Origin of the sequence: Micromonospora sp. MP36 (assembly GCF_008119785.1) — a bacterium.
GTDB lineage: Bacteria > Actinomycetota > Actinomycetes > Mycobacteriales > Micromonosporaceae > Micromonospora.
Genome location: NZ_VSFA01000262.1, coordinates 1 through 1205 on the forward strand (window position 1 = coordinate 1; position 1205 = coordinate 1205).

At 67.4% G+C, this 1205-nt stretch carries 1 protein-coding gene; it reads left to right on the forward strand.

Annotated elements, in window-relative coordinates:
- Positions 1-102: 102 nt before the first annotated feature.
- Positions 103-1194 (forward strand): IS630 family transposase, encoded by a 1092-nt coding sequence (locus tag FXF52_RS41065; protein WP_255472953.1) that lies wholly within the window; start codon positions 103-105, stop codon positions 1192-1194.
- Positions 1195-1205: the final 11 nt, after the last annotated feature.

Genomic DNA, 1205 nt, shown 5'->3' on the forward strand with positions numbered 1-1205 from the left:
CTAGTGCCGCGTCTTTGAACGTTGATCGTGTAATCCGTCGGTTCTGGGTACGTGTCGGGCAGGCTGTCTCCCAACGCATGAGGCTGTGGGAGGTGGTGCCGGGTGGGTAGACGCCCGGAGGTGTTCGTCCGGCAGGTGTCGATGGCCGAGGGTCAGCGGTTGCAGCGGATCACCCGGACCGCGAAGGACCCGGTGAAGCTGCGCCGGGCGATTGTGGTGCTGATGTCCGCCCAGGGCCAGCCGGCCCCGGACATCGCTCACCTGCTCAAGACCAGCGAGGACTATGTCCGCGACGTGATCCACGCGTTCAACGAGCGGGGGTTCGACGCGCTGGACCCAAAATGGAGCGGGGGCGCACCGAGACGGATCGATGAGCAGACCCGTGACTGGATCTGCGTCATCGCCCGGTGCGACCCCCGCTTCCTCGGCAAACCCTTCTCCTGCTGGTCCCTGGCAAAGCTGCGCGACTACCTCATCGAGGCCGGCTACGTCGCGGCGATCAGCGTCGAGACGATCCGGCGGATCCTGCACGAACGCGGGGTGTCCTGGCAGGCCACCAAGACGTGGAAGGCCAGCAACGACCCCGACTTCACCACCAAGATGCGCCGGATCCTGGACCTCTACGACCACCCACCCACCGACGGGCGGGTGATCTGCGTGGACGAGTTCGGGCCGCTGAACCTGCAGCCCCGCCCCGGCCGGGCCTGGCGCCCGAAGGGCCAGCCGGTGCGGCTGCGGGCCACCTACACCCGTGACCAGGGGGTACGCCACATGATCGCCGCCCTCGACCTGGCCACCGGACGCCTGCACTACCGCATCCGGGACCGGAAACGCTGGCGCGAGTTCCTCAGCTTCCTCAAGACCCTGCGCCGCCGCTGGCCCGACCAACGCCTCTACCTGCTCCTGGACAACTTCTCCCCACACAAGCACCCCGAGGTCCGCGCCTGGTGCGCCGCCAACCAGGTCGACCTCGTCTTCCTGCCGACCTACGCGTCGTGGCTGAACTGGATCGAGGCCGAGTTCGCCGCGGTGCGGTACTTCGCTCTCAACGGCACCGACCACCGCAGCCACGCCGAGCAGGACGCCGCCATCGGCGACTACATCCGCTGGCGCAACCAACGCGCCCGACCGAAATCCGGATTCGCGATCAACTCCAAGATCCGCCACCCGGATTACCCGTTCAAGGCTGCATGACGAGGCACTAG